The organism is Yersinia vastinensis, assembly GCF_902726565.1.
In the GTDB taxonomy this organism is placed as follows: domain Bacteria; phylum Pseudomonadota; class Gammaproteobacteria; order Enterobacterales; family Enterobacteriaceae; genus Yersinia; species Yersinia vastinensis.
In genome coordinates, this window is record NZ_CACVAF010000004.1 from 83,659 (window position 1) to 105,944 (window position 22,286).

Here is a 22,286-nt window from a genome sequence, read left to right on the forward strand (position 1 = left end):
CTGCATCGATTTTATCAAATCAATATTCCTTATTTAGGATATTTTCGCTCATTATCATCATCTGCCCCTCTACAGCATATTTTGAGTAATAGAGTCAATTAAATCATTATCAAACCAATCCAGTCATCTGCGCTATTTGCTTGATTTTAATTGTAAATACAATTATTTCAATGTGAAGTTTTTGTGCGAAATATATCGATAAAAAAAGTCTATCTTAAGGTTTATTTAAGGTTGATGGACTACAGTTATTCCTAGAAAACTCGGAACCTATCTGAATAACGTTTAGATTTCGTTAACTTAGACGGGCATATAGTTGCCCAAAGTTTAAAGTACCCTAGGAATTTTTATTAATGCAGACTTTCTTGCCTTTTTCTCGCCCAGCAATTGGCGCCGATGAAATTAATGCGGTAGTCAATGTGCTAGGTTCTGGTTGGATTACTACTGGCCCACAGAATCAGCAGCTCGAGACTGATTTTTGTACGGCATTTGGATGCAAACATGCTATCGCTGTTTGCTCTGCAACTGCAGGGATGCATATTGCGCTGATGGCCTTAGGGATTGGTCCAGGCGATGAAGTTATTACACCGTCCCAGACGTGGGTTTCAACACTAAATATGATTGTGTTGCTGGGTGCTGAACCAGTGATGGTTGATGTTGATCGCGACACATTAATGGTTAACGCGGCTGATGTTGAAGCGGCAATCACTCCGAAAACCAAAGCAATTATTCCTGTTCATTATGCAGGGGCACCGTGTGACCTTAATGCGTTGCGCTTCATTGCCCAACAACGCGGTATTTCATTGATTGAAGATGCTGCCCATGCGGTGGGTACTCGCTATGGCGATGAATGGGTTGGTGAGAAGGGTACGGCTATTTTCTCTTTTCACGCTATCAAGAATATAACCTGCGCTGAGGGGGGAATAATTGCTACGGATGATGATGAATTTGCCGCCAAAGTTCGCCGCTTAAAGTTCCATGGCTTGGGTGTGGACGCTTTTGACCGCCAAATTCAAGGGCGTAGTCCACAGGCTGAAGTCATAGAGCCGGGTTATAAATACAACTTATCTGATATTCACGCGGCTATTGCGGTTGTGCAACTCCAACGGTTACCTGAAATCAACGCCCGCCGTCAAGCGTTGGTTGCGCACTATCATGCAGCCTTAATTGATTCCCCCTTACAGCCATTAGCTGTCCCTGATTATGCTCATCAGCATGCATGGCATCTTTTTATGGTGCGAGTTGATGAAGCGCGTTGTGGTATTGACCGAGATGTGCTGATGGAGCGGCTTAAAGAGTTTGGGATTGGTACGGGCCTGCATTTTCGTGCTGCACATACCCAAAAATACTATCGCGAACGCTATCCCACTTTGCACTTGCCTAATACCGAGTGGAATTCCGCCAGATTATGCACTTTGCCTCTTTTCCCCGACATGGTGGATAGCGATGTTGAGCGGGTAGTTGATGCATTAGCAACTATTATAGGGCCGCGCCGTGTCACAAAATGAACAAATCAAAAAAGTCTCTATTGTTATCCCTGTTTATAACGAGCAAGAGAGCTTACCCGCGTTAATAGAGAGAACGTCGGCTGCTTGTAAATTGCTGACCCAACCCTATGAAATTATTTTGGTTGATGACGGTAGCAGTGATAACTCCGCTGAATTATTGACGGCAGCGGCAAACGAACCCGGAAGTTGCATTATTGCCGTTTTGCTAAACCGTAATTATGGCCAGCACTCAGCCATTATGGCTGGATTCAATCAGGTCAGTGGTGATTTGGTGATTACTCTTGATGCGGATCTGCAAAATCCGCCGGAAGAAATCCCACGGTTAGTGAGTGTTGCAGAAGAGGGCTATGACGTGGTGGGGACGGTGCGAGCCAACCGTCAAGACTCGCTATTTCGTAAAACTGCTTCCCGCATGATCAATTTGATGATTCAGCGCGCCACGGGGAAATCAATGGGCGACTATGGCTGTATGTTACGAGCCTATCGCCGTCATATTGTTGAAGCAATGTTACACTGTCACGAGCGCAGTACATTTATTCCCATCTTGGCGAACACCTTTGCCCGTCGCACAACCGAAATTACAGTTCATCACGCAGAGCGTGAGTTTGGTGATTCCAAATACAGCCTGATGAAGCTCATCAATCTGATGTATGACCTGATTACTTGTCTGACAACAACGCCACTGCGTTTATTAAGTCTGGTAGGCAGTGTTATTGCTCTTTCTGGTTTCACTTTTGCAGTGCTATTAGTGGTTTTGCGTTTGATATTTGGCCCTGAATGGGCGGGCGGTGGTGTCTTTACACTATTCGCTGTGTTGTTCATGTTCATCGGTGCCCAATTTGTTGGTATGGGGTTACTCGGAGAATATATCGGTCGTATTTATAACGATGTACGTGCGCGTCCTCGTTATTTCATACAGAAAGTGGTCGGCGTGGAGCAGACCGAAAATAATCAGGAAGTAGAAAAATGAAAGCGATTGTATTTGCCTATCATGATATTGGTTGTGTCGGTCTGAAAGCCTTGGTTGACGCTGGCTATGATATTCAGGCGGTATTTACCCATACTGACTCGCCCAATGAGAATCGCTTTTTCTCTTCAGTGGCCAGAGTTGCTGCCGATTTAGATCTCTCTGTCTATGCACCGGAAGATGTTAATCATCCATTATGGATTGAGAGGATTCAGCAATTACAGCCTGATATTATTTTCTCTTTTTATTATCGCAATATGCTCAGTGATGAAATACTGTCATCAGCTCCGCGTGGCGGTTTCAATTTGCATGGTTCCCTATTACCGAAATACCGTGGACGGGCACCTATTAACTGGGCACTGGTCAATGGAGAGAAAGAGACGGGCGTCACGCTTCATAAAATGGTAAAAAAAGCGGATGCTGGCGCGATTGTTGGACAGCATAAAGTTATTATCAGTGATGCTGATACAGCACTCACCTTGCATGCAAAAATGCGTGATGCTGCCGATGAACTGCTACGCGATCTCTTACCAAAGATGAACGATACGCCGTTGCAGTTGGTGCCACAAAAAGAATCTGAAGCCACTTATTTTGGTCGTCGTACCGCAGCCGATGGGGAAATTCCGTGGCAAAAATCCGCATCTGACATTAATAATTTAGTGCGTGCAGTAACCGAACCATATCCTGGTGCCTTTACTTATCTTGGGCAGCGCAAACTGATAGTTTGGCGTTCGCAGCCTCTGGATATCACACATGGGAAGGCTCCTGGTACTGTGTTATCAACCTCTCCACTGATTATTGCTTGTGGTGAAGGGGCGCTGGAGATCATCGCGGGACAGGGGGAGGCCGGTTTGTATGTTCAGGGCTGCCGTCTGGCACAGGATATGGGCATTGTCACTGATGTCCGTTTAGGTAATAAACCCAGCAAAACTCAGAAAAGGCGCACTCGAGTATTAATACTCGGTGTAAACGGTTTTATTGGGAACCATTTAACCGAGCGTTTATTACGTGATAATAATTATGACGTCTATGGTTTAGATATTGGCTCTGATGCTATCAGCCGCTTCTTGGGTAATCCTCGTTTCCATTTTGTCGAGGGTGATATCAGTATTCATTCCGAATGGATTGAATATCACATTAAGAAATGTGACGTTATTTTACCCTTGGTTGCTATTGCTACGCCGATTGAATATACCCGTAATCCGTTACGCGTATTTGAATTAGATTTTGAAGAAAATCTCAAGATTGTGCGTGATTGTGTTAAATACAATAAACGCATTATTTTCCCATCCACGTCTGAAGTTTATGGCATGTGTGATGATAAAGAATTTGATGAAGACAGTTCACGCCTAATTGTTGGGCCAATTAATAAGCAGCGTTGGATTTACTCAGTATCGAAGCAATTACTGGACCGCGTTATTTGGGCCTATGGCGCAAAAGAAAACCTCAAATTTACCTTATTCCGTCCATTTAACTGGATGGGGCCACGGTTAGATAATCTTGATGCTGCGCGTATTGGTAGCTCGCGCGCTATTACACAATTAATTTTAAATCTGGTTGAAGGTTCTCCAATTAAGCTCGTTGATGGTGGGGCGCAAAAACGCTGTTTTACGGATATTCATGATGGTATTGAGGCGTTATTCCGTATTATTGAAAACCGTGATGGTGTTTGTGACGGTCAAATAATCAATATTGGTAACCCAACCAATGAAGCCAGTATTCGCGAGTTGGCGGAAATGTTGCTAAGTAGTTTTGAAAAACATGAATTGCGTGACCATTTCCCGCCGTTTGCTGGATTTAAAGACATTGAAAGCAGTGCATATTACGGCAAAGGATATCAAGATGTTGAATATCGCACGCCAAGTATTCGTAATGCGCACCGTCTGTTGCACTGGCAGCCAGAAATTGCCTTGCAACAAACGGTTGCTGACACATTGGATTTCTTCCTACGTGGGGTAGTCCTCGAACAGCATGAAACCTCAAAGGACGAGCATCAAGTATGAAGCAAGTTGGTTTGAGAATTGATGTAGATACCTACCGGGGAACCAAGGAGGGCGTACCATCGTTGCTTACGGTATTGGATAAGTACGATATTAGTGCCAGCTTTTTCTTCAGTGTTGGTCCGGATAACATGGGGCGCCATTTGTGGCGCCTTTTCCGTCCTCGTTTCTTGTGGAAAATGCTGCGCTCGAATGCCGCCTCATTGTATGGCTGGGATATTTTGCTGGCGGGTACGGCCTGGCCGGGTAAAAGGATTGCGCAAGATTTTGGCCCACTGATGAAAGAAACTTTGCAGGCGGGGCATGAAGTTGGCTTGCACGCTTGGGATCATCAGGGCTGGCAAGCAAAAGTTGCGTCATGGTCAAAACAGCAACTGGCTGAACAGGTACAATTGGGGGTTGATGCATTACAACATAGCATTCAGCAACCAATTACTTGCTCAGCAGCTGCGGGTTGGCGTGCTGATGAACGTGTTTTAGCCATAAAACAGTCGTTTCCTTTCCTCTATAACAGTGACTGTCGTGGCACTCATCCTTTCCGCCCATTATTACCTGATGGCAACATTGGTACGGTACAAATCCCAGTGACTTTACCCACTTATGATGAAGTGGTGGGTAGCGAAGTTCGCGCTGAGGATTTTAATGATTTTATTATGAATGCCATATTGCATGACAGCGGAACACCGGTTTATACCATCCATGCTGAGGTTGAAGGGATGTCGCAAGCCGTAATGTTTGAACAATTATTGATTATGGCAAAGAAATACGAGATACAGTTTTGTCCCCTTGGGGCTCTATTGCCTGAAAATCCAGATTCACTGCCGGTGGGTAAAGTTATTCGGGCTGCTTTCCCGGGGCGAGAAGGCTGGTTGGGGTGTCAGTCAGATATAAAGGATGCGCAATGAGGCTGTTAAAAGGAAGTGGGGCAGCCCTACTGGCGTTGTTCTTTGCTTTAGTCTATTTATTACCTGTTAATAGCCGCCTACTGTGGCAACCGGATGAAACACGATATGCGGAAATTAGCCGGGAAATGCTGCAACGTGGCGACTGGATTGTGCCCCACCTATTGGGTATTCGCTATTTTGAAAAACCCATTGCGGGATATTGGTTTAATAATATTAGCCAGTGGATATTCGGCGACACTAACTTCGCCGTGCGATTTGGCTCAATTTTCAGTACGGCGTTGAGTGCAGTATTAGTTTATTGGCTAGCGACCTTATTGTGGCGCAACCGCTCAACATCAGTATTGGCAACGTTAATTTACCTCTCAATGTTGTTGGTATTTAGTATTGGTTCTTATGCTGTGCTAGACCCGATGATTTCATTGTGGCTAACTGCGTCGATGTTCTGTTTCTACCTCACTCTGCGAGCTGAAACCACGAAACAGAAAATAGAGGCTTACCTCTTGCTCGGTTTAGCTTGCGGTATGGGCTTTATGACTAAAGGTTTTCTGGCCTTGGCCGTGCCGGTTATTTCAGTCTTGCCGATTGTCATACAGCAAAAAAGGGTAAAAGAACTTATTATTTTTGGTCCGCTAGCGATAGTGAGTGCAGTAATAATCAGTTTGCCGTGGGCATTAGCCATTGCTCAACGGGAGCCAGATTTTTGGCATTACTTCTTCTGGGTTGAACATATTCAGCGGTTTGCAGAGAAAGATGCTCAGCATAAAGCCCCTATGTGGTATTACTTGCCAGTGCTGTGTTTGGGGGTATTACCGTGGTTGGGGTTATTACCAGGTGCCTTACTAAAAGGGTGGCGCGAGCGGGTGGCAAGACCTGAGTTATTCTTTTTACTCAGTTGGGTATTAATGCCATTGCTATTCTTCAGTGTGGCAAAAGGGAAGCTACCGACTTATATCCTGCCTTGCATGGCTCCGCTGTCCCTACTGATGGCCGCCTATGCAACGGACTGCGCCAATAATATGCGCATGCGCGCATTGAAGATTAACGGTGCAATAAATCTTATTTTTGGTTTGGTTTGTGCACTGGCGGTGTTGGTTATTGGTATGGGGCTGGTGGCGCATCTGGTTGCCTACGAACCGCACGAACATCTGAAAGTTATTCTGGCGACACTTGCTTTTGCTGGATGGGGGTTGGTGGGCTTTATAACATTGCGTAATAACGCCCGTCATTGGCGTTGGGCGGCAGCTAGCCCATTACTGTTTATATTGCTTGTAGGTTATCTCATTCCACAGCAAGTCATTGACTCCAAACAACCACAAAACTTTATCCAGCAAAACTTTGATGAGCTTAATAGTAGCCGTTACGTGTTGGCAGACAGTGTAGGTGTTGCCGCTGGACTTGCTTGGGAGTTAAAACGCAGTGATATTCTGATGTTCAATGAGAAAGGTGAACTGGCCTATGGGTTGAACTACACTGACAGCGGAAATAGGTACATCAATGAAACAGAATTCAGCGAATGGCTCGCCAATGCAAGGAAACAAGGAGATGTATCGCTGGTTGTGCAATTATCTCGTAATGAGGAACTTCCAACCTATTTACCGCCAGCGGACAAGGTTAATCTAATGAACCGTCTGGCACTTTTGTGGTATCAAAAAACACCATGATGAGTTATTTGCTATTAGTAATGGTCAGTTTATTGACCTGTGCTGGGCAATTATGTCAGAAACAAGCTGCGCAGTGTTGGGGGCTATCGCCAGAAAAGCGACGAGCGCCGACACTGCGTTGGTTAGCCTTGGCTGTGCTGTTCCTTGGTGTTGGGATGTTGTTGTGGTTAGGTTTATTACAACATCTGCCGCTGAGTGTGGCTTATCCCATGCTTAGTTTTAATTTCGTATTGGTGACCCTGGCCGCACAACTGGTTTATGGCGAGAAAGCGACGTCTCGGCATTGGTTGGGGATTGCTGCTATTATGTTTGGCATCCTATTGATTAGTTGGCACTTATGAAAGGTTATGGCTGGGGCTTAGGTAGTGTGGTCTTGGTGACTGTTGCCCAATTAATGTTGAAATGGGGCATGATGAATATGCCATTAATGTCATTGGCAGATATTAATGGGCAATTTTTAATACATCATCTGACACAGTTAATTGCCGTAATCTGTGGGTTGTTTGGTTATGCTTTATCTATGTTATGCTGGTTTTTTGCACTAAAATATTTACCACTTAATCGGGCTTATCCATTATTGAGCCTTAGTTATGCTTTGGTCTATTTAGCCGCCGTATTACTACCTTGGTACAATGAGCCAGTGACTTTATTAAAAACTATTGGGTCAGGTTTTATACTTTTGGGTATATGGTTGATACATACAAAACCGACAAAAAACGATTAAATATATTATCTCATTCATATAACTTGTTTTTTCCAAACTCGATAGCTAAATTAGCCATAATGATGTCTTTCATTAGCTTATTGTCTGGTGAATAGACCAAGCCTGACCTTTGGTGAATTATCGATGCGGATACGTTTCTGGATCTTTCTGATCAGTATGATTCTTGCTGGCTGTAGCAGCCATGCCCCGACGCCAAGTGGCCACTTGTCAGATTCCATTGTGGTGGTCGCGAAACTCAATGAACAACTGCGCCAATGGGAAGGTACGCCATATCGTAATGGCGGACTGGATCAAAGTGGAGTTGATTGTTCTGGCTTTGTTTACCGCACATTCCGTGATCGTTTCGACATGCAACTGCCTCGCACGACAGTTGCGCAGACTACGCTAGGGACTGAAGTTTCCCGTGATGATTTGATGCCTGGTGATTTAGTTTTCTTTAAAACGGGTAGTGGACAAAATGGATTGCATGTTGGAATTTATGACACCAACGATGAATTCATTCACGCCTCTACGAGTAAAGGTGTTATTCGTTCATCGTTGGAAAATGTCTATTGGAAGCGGGTTTATTGGCAAGCGCGCCGTATCTAAATATGGTATTGAATCGATAGGCTGAACCTAAAACTATCTTTGTGGGTTATGTTATCTTAGTGGCTGCTTATTTTGGTTCGGAGCCGCGTTTATGTCATCCCTTCGGTTACTCATTTCTGACTCTTATGATCCCTGGTTTAATCTGGCAGTAGAAGAATGTATTTTCCGCCAAATGTCCCCAGATCAACGGGTGCTATTTTTGTGGAGAAATTCCAATACTGTGGTTATTGGACGAGCCCAGAATCCGTGGAAAGAGTGTAATACGCGGCGCATGGAACAAGACGGTGTAAAGTTGGCTCGACGCAGTAGCGGCGGCGGCGCGGTTTTCCATGACTTGGGGAATACCTGTTTTACTTTTATGGCCGGTAAACCTGAATACGATAAAACCATATCTACCCAAATCATTCTGAATGCCTTGGCCTCTTTGGGTGTTCAGGCCACAGCCTCTGGTCGCAATGATTTGGTGGTAGTTAAAGATGATGGTGAACGCAAGGTTTCTGGCTCTGCTTATAAAGAAACGAAAGACCGCGGTTTTCATCACGGCACATTATTACTCAATGCTGATCTTAACCGTCTGGCGGACTACCTTAACCCCGACCCCAAAAAATTACAGGCCAAAGGCATAACATCGGTACGTTCGCGGGTGACGAATTTGGTTGAGCTATTGCCTGGCATTGACCACGAGAAAATTTGTACAGCCATTGAGCAGGCTTTCTTCAATTATTATGATGAGACAGTTTCTGCAGAAGTTATCTCACCACAGGCATTACCCGACTTGCCCGGTTTCACGGAACAATTTGCTAAACAGAGTAGCTGGGAATGGAACTTTGGTCAGGCTCCGGCATTTAGCCATTTGGTCGATACTCGCTTTGTTTGGGGCGGAATTGAACTACATTTTGACGTTTTACATGGCGCAATTGACCGTTGCCAAATATTTACTGATAGCTTAAATCCAGCACCACTGGAGGCATTAGCTGAGCGTCTTCAAGGTGTGCCTTATCGAACTGATGCCATTACTACCACCTGCCAGCAGATAAGTGATGAGTTTCCTGAATCGCAAGCTGAATTATTACAAGTTCGCCATTGGCTCACGGAGGTACTACGCTGATGTCTTCTTTTAATACTGATAAATCTGCGCCAAGATTTGAGGTTGATAATACGTCTGAGTTTGATAATGCTCTTCAATTTAACAGCAGCTATGGGCAGCAGTTGCCTGGTTTTTATACGCATTTGCAGCCAACACCGTTAAAAGGGGCGCGCTTGTTGTATCACAGCGAGCCATTGGCTCGGGAATTAGAACTTGATGCTAGTTGGTTTAGTGCACCGAAATCGGCGATCTGGGCCGGTGAGGCACTGTTACCTGGCATGGAACCGCTGGCGCAAGTTTATAGTGGGCATCAGTTTGGTGTTTGGGCAGGGCAGCTTGGTGATGGTCGCGGAATCTTGCTCGGAGAGCAGCAACTCAGCGACGGTCGCAGCATGGATTGGCATCTGAAAGGGGCAGGGTTAACGCCTTATTCCCGTATGGGAGATGGTCGGGCAGTATTGCGCTCTGTGGTTAGAGAGTTTTTAGCCTCTGAAGCATTGCATCATTTAGGCGTACCAACTAGCCGAGCACTGACAATCGTGACCAGTGACCATCCGGTTTATCGCGAGCAACCTGAGCGGGGAGCCATGCTATTGCGGGTGGCTGAGAGTCATGTGCGTTTTGGTCACTTCGAGCATTTTTACTACCGACAGCAACCGGCTCAAGTCAAACAGCTCGCCGACTATGTTATCGCACGGCACTGGCCGCAGTTTGTCGGACAAGAAGACGGCTACCTACTGTGGTTTACTGATGTCGTTAAGCGAACAGCCCGTCTAATGGCTCACTGGCAAACTATCGGTTTTGCGCATGGTGTAATGAATACCGATAATATGTCTATTCTTGGTATTACCATGGATTATGGCCCATTTGGTTTTCTTGATGATTATGCTCCCGGCTATATCTGTAACCATTCTGATCATCAAGGGCGCTATTCATTTGATAATCAACCGGCAGTTGCCCTATGGAACCTACATCGGCTGGGACAAGCATTGTCTGGTTTGATGACTGTGGAACAATTGCAAATGGCGCTGGAGGCCTATGAACCAGAGTTAATGGCGGTTTACGGCCAACAGATGCGAGCCAAATTAGGCTTCTCTCAAAGTGATACTCAGGATAACGAGTTATTGACTGGGTTACTGAGTCTGATGAGTAAAGAGGGGCGAGATTATACTCGTACATTCCGTTTGCTGAGTGATGTTGAAGTGAACTCCGCGCAATCATTATTACGTGATGATTTTATTGATAGAGCAAGCTTTGACAGTTGGTATCATCAATATCGCGCCCGTTTGCAACAAGAGCCTATTGATGATGCGCAGCGTCAGCAGTCGATGAAAGCGGCAAATCCTAATTATATATTACGTAACTATTTGGCTCAGTTGGTCATCGACCACGCTGAGAAGGATGATATCGAGCCATTGCAACGTTTACATTTGGCCTTGCAGCAGCCTTTTGCCGAACAACCAGAATTCAGTGAGTTGGCGCAATTACCGCCAGACTGGGGAAAACACTTGGAAATTTCCTGCTCCAGCTAATGAGACGGCTATAATGAGACAAATAACGGTGGTAGAGGTTCTCTCTACCACCGTTTCTCTTTATATTTTCTCGCTTAATTTAATTCTGCCGCAGTACGAAGTTGTTTGAGGATATCAGGTGTTTGTAAACCAAAACCCAATAATGCCATATCATCAAGCACTAATAACCGCTTTTGTTTACCAGCAGGTGTCAGTGCAATACCGGGTAAGCGCCAAACGTTTTCCGCACCATTAAGAGATTTTACGCCGTGGGTGGTGATAACTAACAAGTCTGGCGCACTGGCGATGATCCCCTCTTGTGATAAAGGGCGGTAACCACTAAATCCCTGAATGGCATTTTTAAGTCCTACAGCACTGAACATGCTATCGGCAGCGGTATTTAAACCCGCGGCTAACGGAGGAATCCCCGCGTGACTCATAACAAATAGCACTTTCACCGGCAAAGGAGTTGATACCACAGTGTCTAACTGTTGTTGATAATGTTGTATCAGCTGTTGGCCTTTTTCTTCTTTATTCAATGTGGTGGCAATCATTCGTATTTTATCAATTACACCTTCCGGTGATTTCTCCGCGGGAACATAGATAAGTTTAACTCCGAGATCGGCAATCTGTTTTAATGCCATCGAGGGGGAAGCTCGTGCTGTACTCAGAATCAGTGTAGGTTTGATGGCAAGAATACCTTCAATATTAAGTAGGCGCATATAGCCAACATCAGGGCGTGTTTTTAGCGCCTCAGGATTAAGGCTAGTACTGTCGCGCGCCACAATGTTATCACTTGCGCCTAGTGCGTAAGTGATCTCAGAGACATCGCCGCCAATTGTGACGATGCGCGGGGTGGCTGTGCAGTTTATTGAAGTAATGAATATGAGAGTAACAACAATCCATTTAGTCATTCAACGAACCAGATGCAGTCAATTGAGCCAGTTGCTGATGCCATTGATTTTGCTCTGGTTGGCCTTCTGAACGCTGACCAAAGACCTGTAAAATATGTTTTCCCTGACTATCAAGTAATTCTAAACTTGAGACAAATCCCTCTTTAGTCGGCTTGCGTGTTACCCAACTTTCAGCGATGGCACTAGCATTTATTTGTAAATGAAATCCTTGACTGAGCACCTGTATATCATAATTGCCAGAAGGGTTCTCATCCTGAGAAATTATAAATTGCTCAATAACACCGGTGAATATTTGCATGCATCCGTTATTGCCGACAAAGAGCATAATTTCATTTTGATTATTTTGCGCAGCCTTAACTATTTGCATCAAGGCACTGTTATCTACTCGATAAGCCAAGTCGTCACTGACGGCTCGAAACGCCTGTCTACGTGTGATTTTATTGCGTTTCAATAGCATAAAGAATTGATGGATATCATTCATTTTTCGCCATTCAGCATCAATAGTTGCGTTGTTGATGGGGGACTCGGTATAGGGTTCGACAGGGGCAGGTTGTAATATCAAGGGAGAATGAGTCGATGTATGAAATTGCGCGACCAAGGTATGCCAAGCATTGATGTTTGTTTCATTGCTACAATATATCTTATGGATTGCGTTACCTTGAAAATCAAAACACTGAATACTAAGTTGTTCACCTTGCGGGGTAGTTTCGCGCAAACTAAAAACAGTATTCCAGTGGCTGAAAAACAACCTTAAATCTAGTGCTCGGGGATTGAGAACCAAGCCCAGATGCCCATGTAAACGCAAATTCTGATATTCACCCATCAACGCATGTCTGGCATAGTGGTTCGCGGTGACTGAGCAAGTTCTCCCAACCTTCTCCAACTCGGTAAGTAATGTACTGGCGTCAATATTCAGGTGCTGTGCATCATTGCCAACGCGGGCATAGACTAACTCCGCCTCACTGACATTCAACATTTGCGCGATGTCACAAGCCTGCATTGTCGGGTTTTGTTGCTGAGTTGCTTGATAACGCTGAAATAATGGCATTTTCATCTATCCATTCCTTTTAATATTGTGCCGTCATCGTGATGATTTTTGCGGCAGGGTTCCATTAGGCCATTTCAGGATGGCGGGCTAAATGTGGGGCTATAGATAACTCGAGTGAAATATCACCACTGATAACTGACTAGAAATTTGGCATTACGCCCATCTTGGGGGATTTCTTGTGGCGAGTAATACTTTTTGTCAAAGGCATTACCCAGCACAACTGCTGCTGTGGCATTTTTGAATGTGCCTTGCCCGCGATAACTTAGGTAAATGTCATGTACGGCATAACCTGCTTGAGGTTTGTATGCACGATGAAGGAGGCTCAAGGCCCCATTTTTTTTCATGAACTTGGTGTTTTCAGCCATTGTCATGACCCAGCCGGTGCTAAAACCACTGTTAGCAATAGGGATATTTAGGTTACTGGTGACTGTGTCCGGGTTGATACTGTCAATAAAACGACGAGTATCAAGATTAATACCACGAGTACGGTTATAGGCTAGGTCCCAGCTAAACAAGCTATTTTGATAGTTCAGTGAGACATCCCAGCCCCAGGTTTTGCTTCGAGGTATGTTGAGATAGACAGATTTTGAAAAAGAGACATCATTGGTAATACGGTCTTTGGCATTGATATGGAAGTAACTGGTTTTCAGTTGAAGTGTGTCACTGTCTGCCAATAAGTCGTCAAAATACAACCCAAAACCGGCTTCTCGAGTGACGTTAGTTTCGGATTTTAAATTAGGGTTGGGCCTCCAGTAGTTTCGCATAAAATGCTTTGAATCATTATAAAGTTCGGTCAGTGTAGGAGTACGGAAGGCCTGACTATAGGCACCAAATATCATCAGCCAGTCTGTGGGGGTGATTGTCACTGCACCTTGAGTTGATTGTTGCTTGGCTTCTCTATCAGCAAACCCTGATCGGCTATTTTCATAACGGTCAAAACGAGTGCCTACCCGTAAGGTGACTGGCAGGTCACGCATGGTCACTTCATTTTGTAACCAACCCGATGAAAATTGAATTGCAGCGGGTGGAAAGCTGCGGATAACCCCCTTTGGAATTTGTTTTTGATGATAAGTTTCAACACCGTAAGTCAAGAGATGTGATGCAGGGCTGTGCGAAAACAACAAGCTGCTATTTTCTAGCTTTAAGCCTTGGGTAATTTGCTTGCGACTACCGTAACCTTCGTTGCGTACATCGTCGTTGACATTGACCTCGGAAGAGTAGAGTTGGGTAGTCATATCCAGCCAACTCAGGTGCTGAGGGTGTAAACGATAAATTAGCTCAACATCACGTTGGATGGTCGAACGTTTCATCATTGGGCTTTTCAATGAGTCTGGCACGCTCTGGTTGGCCATTCTGGGTTCTAGCGCTCGGTTGTTGTAATAGCGCAGCGCGGTGGTCAGTGACTGGCTAAAAGAAAGGCGGGCAGTGCCCTTGAGCATCAGGCTATTAATGGCTTCATCATTGGGGGCATCGTAACCATTACTTTGGCGTATATTACCGACCTTGCGCGTATTTAGGGCAATAATGCCATCCAGATTCTCTGTACGACCAAAAGCAGACATCCCGACACCTAGGCTATGGTGAGCGCTTGCGCCATAACTACTGATGCGAAAACCGAGGTTTCTCTCTTTATCCAGTAAATCGGTTGGATTGACTGTTTGGTAGGCAATAACGCCCCCCATGGCACCACTACTCACGAGTGATGTTGATGGGCTACGGGTGATGCTCACTTGTTTGATGAGGGCGGGGTCAAGAAACGTACCATTGAAATGTGCACCGTTAATTCTTTGGCGAATACCATCAATTAATACCAATACCCCATATTGATCATAACCTCGGATGCTAACGTTCTGTCCGTTGGTTCGCCCTATGCCGGTAACACTGACTCCCGGTACATTCTTGAGCATTTCTGTCGCAGTGGTTGCAGTCTGTTTTTGCGGTTGTGAGGCATTAATGACGGTTAAAATGCTGGGGGTGTTAAAACTGTCCGTAGATGGTTTGACTCCTCTGACAATGAGGGGGGGATTATTCGGTTCCACTGTAGGGTTGGCTGCTGCAGTTGAAGATAGTGCTAAGGTCACGCTCAAGCAGCATGATGACAAACGGAAGAAATAAGGCACAAGCAACTCTCCATGTATTGTTTAATTTAATCAATGGATTGCTGGCTGCCTTCGTGGTGAATATTAGGTGGCTGGCGAAATGTTAATTTGAAATAAAGGACAACTAAAAGTCATTTAGTGAGTATGAGTTTTCCTGCTTTAGTTTGACGCAAATAGTAGAGTTGACCTTGGTGATTAATTGCTACAACGTCATGCTGCCCCAGTAGTTTTTGGCTGTTAATACATGAGCATAGCAAAAGAGATTCACTTTGATTTGAAGGGGTATCTACAGTTTGAGTTCGATAGGTTCTATTGTGCATAAGGTGATTTTATCAAGTATGTATTAGTATTTATTTGATAATGATTATCATATGCATTTGTGTGTTGCTTCAAGCTAAAACTCTATTAGTAACCATTTTAATGCCTTGTTTTTCATTAGACATTGGTGTTACACCTTCTTCAGAAGGAATTGATATGTCAAAACGGGGGTTAAGCGAATAGAAGTGGAAGAGGTATTGAATTCAGTGATTGAATAGCGATGTTGCTAGTGGAAGAATGCTACCCAAACACTGAATTGATGAACGCAAATTGAAATTAATTAAAGCGGCTACTGACAGCGTCGGCTAATAAGCTTAATAGCTGCTCTGTATCTGCCCAGTTTAAACAAGGGTCAGTAATAGATTGCCCATAAGTCAGCGGCGTACCCGCAATAATTTTCTGTGTGCCTTCAACTAGGAAGCTCTCCGCCATGACACCCACAATCGCCGTGGATCCTGCGCGAATTTGCTGGCCGATATCTGCGGCAACTTCTAGCTGACGACGGTGCATCTTTTGGCAATTACCATGACTAAAATCCACCACCAGATGTTCAGGTAAATCAAATTCCCGCAAGCTATCACAGGCAGCAGCAATATCAGACGCGCCATAATTAGGGGTCTTACCACCGCGCATAATAATATGTCCGTATGGGTTACCGCTGGTTTGGTAAATTGTCATTTGCCCCGTTTTGTCTGGTGATAAAAACATATGACTGGCTTGTGCAGCACGGATAGCATCAATTGCAATCCGGGTGTTTCCGTCAGTGCCGTTTTTGAAACCTACCGGGCAGGATAGGGCTGATGCCATTTCCCGGTGAATCTGGCTTTCTGTTGTCCGTGCGCCAATGGCGCCCCAGCTAATCAGGTCTGCAATATACTGACCGGTTACCATATCAAGGAATTCTGTAGCTGTTGGTAGCCCTAACTCATTGACGGCCAACAGCAGTCGCCGGGCCATTTCAATACCTTGATTGACTTTGCACGAACCATCAAGTTCAGGATCAGAGATCAACCCCTTCCAGCCAACCACGGTACGCGGTTTTTCGAAATAAGTGCGCATGACGATTTCAAGGCGGTCTTGATAACGCTCACGTAAAACATTCAGCTTGGTTGCATAATCGATTGCGGCATCAAGGTCATGGATTGAGCAGGGACCTACAACAACCAGCAGGCGAGGGTCTTCACCGGTCAGTATTTTTTCAATTCGTTTACGTGACGCTGTCACGTTATCGGCTACCGCTGCCGAAATCGGTAACTTTTCTGCCAGTTGTTGTGGCGTGACTAAGCTATCGATGCGCGCGGTCCGCAGTTCATCAGTTTTGTGCATGAAGATTCTCTAAATCTGTTCTTCTCTACGGCAGGAATACCGGGAAGTGATGGCGATCACAATAAACCAAAACTAAATGAATTCAACCGCCATCATCATGATTCATAGAAATTCTGATGAAATAAACTGAAAATAATATCCTTGCGAAATATTTCCGATCAGAACATCCGGCGACTCATTCCTAAAATATCCAGAATTTTAGTGGAAATTTCTTCTACGGAGTAGTTGGTGGAGTTGAGATAGCGAATCTGATTTTTTCGGAACAACGCTTCCACTTCGCCGACCTCCATACGGCATTGGCGCAGTGAGGCATAGCGGCTGTTTTCACGCCGCTCTTCGCGAATGGCCGCCAGCCGTTCCGGATTAATGGTTAGGCCAAACAGCTTATGTTGAAAGGGTTTTAGTGCGGCGGGGAGCTGCAAATTGTCCATATCATCAGCGATAAAAGGATAGTTCGCCGCACGAATACCAAATTGCATGGCTAAGTACAGGCTGGTGGGGGTTTTGCCGCAGCGAGAAACGCCCAATAAAATCACCTGGGCTTGATCCAGATTGCGCAAAGAAATGCCGTCATCGTGGGCCAGAGCATAGTCGATGGCGGCAATGCGCGCATCGTATTTACCCAGATTACTTTCGGTTAAACCATGAGTACGATTGAGCACCGGTTGCGGAGAAACGCCCAGTTCGCCCTGAAGTGGAGCGACCAGCGCTTGTACGATGTCTTGGCAGAATCCTTCACTGTGTTGAATGAGTTCGCGGACTTCGGCACTGATTATCGAATAGAACACCAAGGGCCTAACTCCGGTTTCTCGATATATTTCATTGATTTTCTCGCAAACCTCTTGAGCGCGAGCCGCACTTTCCACAAAGGGTAGCGTATAAGTGGTTGCTTTAATGGGGAACTGAGATAAAACGGCATGGCCGAGGACTTCCGCAGTGATGGCGGTGCCATCCGAAATATAAAACACACTTCTTTCCACGCTGACTCCTGAATATTGACGGGCTGATTCATATCACTGGCTAACTGCTGATGGTGTAAGTTTAGCGTAGCCAGTGTGCCTGATTGGCCTTATCGGTAAAGTGTTTGCTGTCAGAATCACCTGAAAATAATTTTTCTTGTTGGGTTGATCGATTCACCTGTCCATGGGCTATGGATCATTGTGCTAGTCTGATTCTGGTGTTGCTGATTCGTCAGCCCCGAAAACCTCTTGTTGTACCCTACTGAATGTCCGTAATTGATGACATGTCCGTAACTAATGAAAATGTAAAAAGGATTGTTTCGATGTCCAACAATGGCCTAAATCTGTGTAATGTGCTTTGGTACAACCAGCTTGGCATGCACGATGTTGATCGGGTTGGCGGTAAGAATGCCTCCCTGGGTGAAATGATAACCAATCTGTCTGGGCTGGGTGTTTCGGTCCCCAATGGTTTTGCTACCACGGCTCAGGCGTTTAACGATTTTCTGGAGCAAAGCGGCGTCAACCAGCGTATCTACCAATTATTGGATCAAACCAATGTGGACGATATTGCGGCGTTAGCAAAAGCCGGCGCGCAGATTCGTCAATGGGTGATTGAGACGCCATTCCATCCTGAGTTCGAACAATCAATTCATGATGCTTATAAGCAGTTGGCTGAGGAACCAGAAGCTTCTTTTGCGGTTCGTTCTTCGGCAACGGCAGAAGATATGCCGGATGCTTCCTTTGCTGGTCAGCAGGAAACCTTCCTTAACGTGCAGGGAATTGATGCGGTGATGGTAGCCATCAAGCATGTATTCGCTTCACTGTTTAATGATCGGGCTATTTCTTACCGGGTGCATCAAGGGTATGACCACCGTGGCGTCGCATTGTCTGCGGGGGTACAGCGCATGGTGCGTTCCGACCTCGCGTCCTCGGGGGTTATGTTTACCATTGATACCGAGTCAGGTTTTGATCAAGTGGTCTTTATCACCGCAGCTCATGGTTTGGGGGAGATGGTGGTACAGGGTGCAGTGAATCCAGATGAATTCTATGTTCATAAGCCGACATTGCGTAATGGCAGACCTGCTATTGTGCGACGTAATATGGGTTCAAAAAAGATTCGTATGGTCTACGGTGAAAGTCAGGAGCATGGCAAACAAGTCCAAATCGAAGATGTGCCAGACGAGCAACGCAATCGTTTCGCTCTCAGTGATGATGAGGTTGAAGCACTGGCCCATCAAGCATTACTGATTGAAGAGCATTATGGCCGCCCGATGGATATCGAGTGGGCGAAAGACGGCCATACTGGCAAGCTGTTTATCGTGCAAGCGCGGCCAGAAACCGTGCGCTCCAACGAGCAGGTGATGGAACGCTACCAACTGAATAACCAAAGCAATGTGCTGGTCGAAGGCCGTGCTATCGGGCATCGTATTGGTGCGGGGCCGGTTAAAGTGATTCATGATATCAGCGAAATGGATCGCATTCAGGCTGGTGATGTTCTGGTTACAGACATGACTGATCCTGATTGGGAACCGATCATGAAGAAAGCATCAGCTATTGTGACCAACCGTGGTGGGAGAACCTGTCATGCGGCCATTATTGCTCGTGAATTAGGAATCCCCGCGGTAGTGGGTTGTGGCAATGCGACGGATATTTTGAAAGAAGGCCAAAATGTCACGGTTTCCTGCGCCGAAGGAGACACTGGCTACGTTTACCATGAGTTGCTCGATTTCTCGATTCAAAGCTCACAGGTAACAGAATTACCGGATTTGCCTTTGAAAATCATGATGAATGTGGGTAACCCAGACCGAGCTTTTGATTTTGCACGCCTGCCAAATGAAGGCGTCGGGTTGGCACGTCTGGAATTTATCATTAACCGCATGATTGGTGTGCATCCTAAAGCGTTGCTGGAGTTCGATACTCAGCCACCCGCTATTCAAGCCGAAATTAAGGCGCTGATGAATGGCTATGACGATCCGGTTGAGTTTTATGTGGGTCGCTTAACCGAAGGCATTTCTACGCTGGGCGCCGCATTTTGGCCTAAACGCGTGATTGTGCGCTTGTCTGATTTTAAATCTAACGAGTACGCCAATTTGGTGGGAGGGGAAGCTTATGAACCACACGAAGAGAACCCGATGTTGGGCTTTCGTGGGGCGGGGCGCTACGTTGCAGATAGCTTCCGTGATTGCTTCGCATTAGAGTGTGAAGCGGTTAAGCGGGTGCGTAATGACATGGGGCTGACTAACGTCGAAGTAATGGTTCCTTTCGTGCGAACCGTCGCGCAAGCCGAGGCAGTGGTTGCCGAGTTGGCGAAACAAGGGTTAAAGCGTGGCGAGAATGGCTTGAAGATCATTATGATGTGTGAAATCCCATCGAATGCTTTGCTGGCTGATCAATTCCTTGCTCACTTTGATGGTTTCTCCATTGGCTCCAATGATATGACCCAGTTAACGTTGGGGTTGGATCGCGATTCTGGTGTGGTTTCCGAGCTGTTTGATGAGCGCAACGAGGCAGTCAAGGCCCTGTTATCAATGGCGATTCAGGCGGCTAAACGACAAGGGAAATATGTCGGTATTTGTGGTCAAGGCCCATCTGATCATGAAGACTTTGCCTCATGGTTGATGGAGCAAGGGATCGATAGCTTGTCCCTGAATCCTGATACCGTAGTGCAAACCTGGTTAAGTTTGGCGCAACAAACTAAACATTGATCCGGGGTTATCCCTATACCGTGATACATTGATTAATCCGCAGCTTAGGTTGCGGATTTTTTCTATTACGCATAAATATCACAAGGGAGAGTGCATAATGCGGGGGCTTGATTTACAGAAGAAAAGGGAAATAAAAATCCGATAGAATGATAATTAAAAGGTAATAGTAAAAAAAAAGCCCATCTTAGGTGATAGGCAAAGACTACACACAGCAATACGTATATTCGATTACAGATATTTAAATAAGCCATTATAAAATGAATTATTTAAATGCCATGATGGGGAAGTCATTAATACACCATAATAGTAAGTAAATTCCGCGAGTTAGTCATTGAGAATTGTCTGAATAAAATAGAATAAATAAATACTTATAATGAAAGTAATTTCATCCGGTTATTAATAATCATCTTATTTAATAATTGATATAATTGGTTGTCAGAAATATAAATACGGGGAATTTAAAGAACCATTATTTATTTTTAATAGCGGATATTGCTGGATAATCGGGGGCCGGCAGCATAACTACTCAACCCCTTGGATACTAAAGCTCTTCTAAATGCTTGGCGACTTCTTGAATACTCTCTTCTGGCTCAGGGGCTTCGCTGACCCAGGCAGCAGTCAGACGGTAGGAAATAGCCAATACGACCGGGCCAATAAACAGCCCAATCATACCAAATGACAGCAAACCACCAATAACACCCGATAGGATGAGAATCATGGGCATATCTGCTTCCATTCGAATCAAATAAGGCCGTAACACGTTATCCATTGTTCCAACGATACAACTCCATACTAATAAAATGGTGCCCCACGTTGAGTCGCCCGTCCAGTATACCCAAATGACAGCGGGGATCAGTATCAACAGTGGCCCAAGCTGGGCAACACAGCAGATAAACATTAATACCGTAAATAACGTGGCATATTGAATTCCAGCGATGGCCAGACCAATACCACCAAGTATCGATTGAACCAATGCCGTGACCACGACGCCCAGAGCGACCGCACGAATCGCTTTAGCCGCCAGTACAACCACAGCATCACCGCGTTTATCTGCGGCCCGCACGGCAAAATGGCGGATAGCTAAACCCACCTGCTCACCATGGAAATAGAGCAAGATACTGAACAATAGCATCAGCGCCAGATGAATTAAGAAGTAGCCGACATGGGCTGCTTGTGCCACCAACCACGTTGCAGCCGCGCCAACATAAGGCTGAATTTTAGCGATAATGACATTGCCGCCCCCGGCTATCAAGTTATGCCAACCGCTATACAGCTTGTCACCCACCATTGGGATTGATTTCAACCACTCGACATCCGGCATGCGTAAATTAGATGGGGTGGAGGCCCATTGGATAAGAGGGCCACTGCTTTCAACCAGACTGCTCACTAGAAGGGCTATCGGGATAACGAACAGTAAAATCAGCAGAACCGTCATCACAATAGCGGCCAGCCAGCGCTTACCCCAAAGGAGTTTTTGCAGCCTTATTAGCAATGGCCAAGTGGCAATAACGACCATGCCAGCCCAGGCAAAGCCCATGACAAAGGGTTGTACCACCCAGAAACTGGCGATAATCATTATCATAATGAATATCACCCCAAACATCAGTTTAGGTAAATCGAAACGACGTAGCTGCGGGTAACTCATCTGTGGGTTCTCAGTTCGGAAATCATGGCAAGGTGGCCATTACACTGTTACTCATTAAATCTTGCCTTAATAAGATATTTGCGCCATCTCATTAAGCATCAGTAGTAATCATGGTGTATTTCCTCAGTTTTTAACAGAGACTCCAGGATTTTACATCCATGATTTTATCAAAAAAGGGCAATGTCCTTGGAATAATAGAAATCTGATAACGAAAAACGAGTTGAAATAATGTGGTTTCGGCTGAACTTGAGTGTTATTTGTGCAATATAAAATTTTGATACTCAATGGTTTATTGCCGTATTTATCCTTGGTCGATACCCATCA

Annotated in this window: 18 protein-coding genes and 1 other RNA gene; 11 read left to right on the top strand and 8 right to left on the bottom strand. The window is 45.4% G+C overall.

Annotated elements, in window-relative coordinates; genetic code table 11:
- Window positions 1-350: 350 nt before the first annotated feature.
- From arnB to HUZ92_RS07275, 10 genes are all read left to right on the top strand, one after another.
- On the top strand, window positions 351-1,505 hold the full coding sequence (gene arnB, locus HUZ92_RS07230) for a UDP-4-amino-4-deoxy-L-arabinose aminotransferase (RefSeq protein ID WP_145579935.1): 1,155 nt from the start codon (window positions 351-353) through the stop codon (window positions 1,503-1,505).
- Window positions 1,492-2,475 (top strand): undecaprenyl-phosphate 4-deoxy-4-formamido-L-arabinose transferase, encoded by a 984-nt coding sequence (arnC, locus tag HUZ92_RS07235; RefSeq protein ID WP_050097552.1) that lies wholly within the window; start codon window positions 1,492-1,494, stop codon window positions 2,473-2,475. Before arnB ends, arnC begins: the two co-directional genes overlap by 14 nt.
- The gene (gene arnA / locus HUZ92_RS07240; RefSeq protein ID WP_145579936.1) at window positions 2,472-4,475 is read left to right on the top strand and encodes a bifunctional UDP-4-amino-4-deoxy-L-arabinose formyltransferase/UDP-glucuronic acid oxidase ArnA; all 2,004 of its coding nucleotides are present in this window, start codon (window positions 2,472-2,474) and stop codon (window positions 4,473-4,475) included. Before arnC ends, arnA begins: the two co-directional genes overlap by 4 nt.
- Window positions 4,472-5,377, top strand: coding sequence for a 4-deoxy-4-formamido-L-arabinose-phosphoundecaprenol deformylase (gene arnD / locus HUZ92_RS07245; protein WP_050097554.1), 906 nt, complete (start codon window positions 4,472-4,474; stop codon window positions 5,375-5,377). The genes arnA and arnD overlap by 4 nt, the downstream gene beginning before the upstream one ends.
- Entirely contained in the window at window positions 5,374-7,038 is a 1,665-nt protein-coding gene (arnT, locus tag HUZ92_RS07250; RefSeq protein WP_050296268.1) for a lipid IV(A) 4-amino-4-deoxy-L-arabinosyltransferase, read from the top strand. The genes arnD and arnT overlap by 4 nt, the downstream gene beginning before the upstream one ends.
- Window positions 7,035-7,379, top strand: a complete 345-nt coding sequence (gene arnE, locus HUZ92_RS07255) for a 4-amino-4-deoxy-L-arabinose-phosphoundecaprenol flippase subunit ArnE (RefSeq protein ID WP_050097556.1) — start codon at window positions 7,035-7,037, stop codon at window positions 7,377-7,379. The genes arnT and arnE overlap by 4 nt, the downstream gene beginning before the upstream one ends.
- On the top strand, window positions 7,376-7,762 hold the full coding sequence (gene arnF, locus HUZ92_RS07260) for a 4-amino-4-deoxy-L-arabinose-phosphoundecaprenol flippase subunit ArnF (RefSeq protein ID WP_050097557.1): 387 nt from the start codon (window positions 7,376-7,378) through the stop codon (window positions 7,760-7,762). Before arnE ends, arnF begins: the two co-directional genes overlap by 4 nt.
- A 123-nt stretch (window positions 7,763-7,885) precedes the next feature.
- On the top strand, window positions 7,886-8,350 hold the full coding sequence (locus tag HUZ92_RS07265; protein WP_050139589.1) for an NlpC/P60 family protein: 465 nt from the start codon (window positions 7,886-7,888) through the stop codon (window positions 8,348-8,350).
- Between the two features lie 91 nt (window positions 8,351-8,441).
- Window positions 8,442-9,458 carry a lipoate--protein ligase A gene (locus HUZ92_RS07270; protein WP_050097559.1) on the top strand — a complete coding sequence of 339 codons (1,017 nt, stop codon included), beginning with the start codon at window positions 8,442-8,444 and terminating at the stop codon, window positions 9,456-9,458.
- Window positions 9,458-10,969, top strand: coding sequence for a protein adenylyltransferase SelO (locus tag HUZ92_RS07275; RefSeq protein ID WP_050296267.1), 1,512 nt, complete (start codon window positions 9,458-9,460; stop codon window positions 10,967-10,969). Before HUZ92_RS07270 ends, HUZ92_RS07275 begins: the two co-directional genes overlap by 1 nt.
- Window positions 10,970-11,043: 74 nt before the next feature.
- Here the strand turns inward: HUZ92_RS07275 and HUZ92_RS07280 are convergent, their stop codons facing one another.
- The 6 genes from HUZ92_RS07280 to ppsR all read right to left on the bottom strand — a co-directional run bounded on the left by HUZ92_RS07280 (window position 11,044) and on the right by ppsR (window position 17,633).
- Window positions 11,044-11,862 (bottom strand): heme/hemin ABC transporter substrate-binding protein, encoded by an 819-nt coding sequence (locus HUZ92_RS07280; RefSeq protein ID WP_145579937.1) that lies wholly within the window; start codon window positions 11,860-11,862, stop codon window positions 11,044-11,046.
- On the bottom strand, window positions 11,855-12,916 hold the full coding sequence (locus HUZ92_RS07285; RefSeq protein ID WP_050097562.1) for a hemin-degrading factor: 1,062 nt from the start codon (window positions 12,914-12,916) through the stop codon (window positions 11,855-11,857). Before HUZ92_RS07285 ends, HUZ92_RS07280 begins: the two co-directional genes overlap by 8 nt.
- A 116-nt stretch (window positions 12,917-13,032) precedes the next feature.
- On the bottom strand, window positions 13,033-15,030 hold the full coding sequence (locus HUZ92_RS07290; RefSeq protein ID WP_145579938.1) for a TonB-dependent hemoglobin/transferrin/lactoferrin family receptor: 1,998 nt from the start codon (window positions 15,028-15,030) through the stop codon (window positions 13,033-13,035).
- Between the two features lie 110 nt (window positions 15,031-15,140).
- Window positions 15,141-15,329 (bottom strand): hemin uptake protein HemP, encoded by a 189-nt coding sequence (gene hemP, locus HUZ92_RS07295; protein ID WP_072086471.1) that lies wholly within the window; start codon window positions 15,327-15,329, stop codon window positions 15,141-15,143.
- A 274-nt stretch (window positions 15,330-15,603) separates the two neighbouring features.
- Entirely contained in the window at window positions 15,604-16,653 is a 1,050-nt protein-coding gene (locus tag HUZ92_RS07300) for a 3-deoxy-7-phosphoheptulonate synthase (protein ID WP_050097564.1), read from the bottom strand.
- A gap of 158 nt (window positions 16,654-16,811) precedes the next feature.
- On the bottom strand, window positions 16,812-17,633 hold the full coding sequence (ppsR, locus tag HUZ92_RS07305; protein WP_050097565.1) for a posphoenolpyruvate synthetase regulatory kinase/phosphorylase PpsR: 822 nt from the start codon (window positions 17,631-17,633) through the stop codon (window positions 16,812-16,814).
- A 302-nt stretch (window positions 17,634-17,935) separates the two neighbouring features.
- Here ppsR and ppsA point away from each other — a divergent pair, with 302 nt between their 5' ends.
- A complete protein-coding gene (gene ppsA / locus HUZ92_RS07310) occupies window positions 17,936-20,317 on the top strand; it encodes a phosphoenolpyruvate synthase (protein ID WP_050139585.1) in 2,382 nt (793 codons plus the stop codon).
- Window positions 20,318-20,484: 167 nt separating this feature from the next.
- On the opposite strand, the gene rprA is transcribed toward ppsA, so the two are convergent.
- Window positions 20,485-20,593, bottom strand: an RNA gene (gene rprA / locus HUZ92_RS07315) — antisense sRNA RprA.
- Between the two features lie 265 nt (window positions 20,594-20,858).
- Window positions 20,859-21,962, bottom strand: coding sequence for an AI-2E family transporter YdiK (ydiK, locus tag HUZ92_RS07320; RefSeq protein WP_050097567.1), 1,104 nt, complete (start codon window positions 21,960-21,962; stop codon window positions 20,859-20,861).
- Between the last annotated feature and the right edge of the window lie 324 nt (window positions 21,963-22,286).